The sequence below is a fragment of the Streptomyces tricolor genome, from assembly GCF_002155905.1.
GTDB classification, from domain to species: Bacteria; Actinomycetota; Actinomycetes; order Streptomycetales; family Streptomycetaceae; genus Streptomyces; species Streptomyces tricolor.
Genome location: NZ_MUMF01000687.1, coordinates 209 through 652, shown reverse-complemented (window position 1 = coordinate 652; position 444 = coordinate 209). Strand labels below are relative to the sequence as shown.

The following is a 444-nucleotide window of genomic DNA, read 5'->3' as shown; positions in this document are numbered from 1 at the left end:
CAGCGCCACCCGCAGCCCGGTCACCCCCAGCGTGCGCAGCCGCCCCAGCGCGAGCGTCAGCCCGACCGGCGCGGACTCACCGGGCAGCCCCTCCACCCGGTGCACCGCGTCCTCGCCCACGATGGCGAGTACGGCGTCATCCGGAGAGACAAGTCCGGCCAAAAGGGCATTTCCCCAAGCGGCAAGGCGTCCTGAACGCGGTTCCGAGAGCATGCCCCCACCCTAAGGACCGGACCGATGGAATGGAGCGGGGCACTCGTGGCGTAGATTTCATAAGGGCTGCGCCCACCGGCGCGGCGGACCCGAGCCACAGGCGTACGCGAGAGCCGAGACCGGCCACACTGCAAGGGGAGACAACGCGCTCATGAGCGATGTTCTGGAGCTTCAGGACGTATCCGTGGTCCGCGAGGGCCGGGCTCTGGTGGACCAGGTCTCCTGGTCGGT

At 69.4% G+C, this 444-nt stretch carries 2 pseudogenes; one reads left to right on the top strand and one right to left on the bottom strand.

Annotated features, from left to right (window positions below):
- Positions 1-213, bottom strand: a pseudogene (locus CCN44_RS46880) (hypothetical protein); the annotation flags it as partial.
- A gap of 151 nt (positions 214-364) precedes the next feature.
- On the opposite strand from CCN44_RS46880, the pseudogene CCN44_RS46875 reads away from it, so the two are divergent.
- A pseudogene (locus CCN44_RS46875) lies at positions 365-444 on the top strand (ABC transporter ATP-binding protein); the annotation flags it as partial.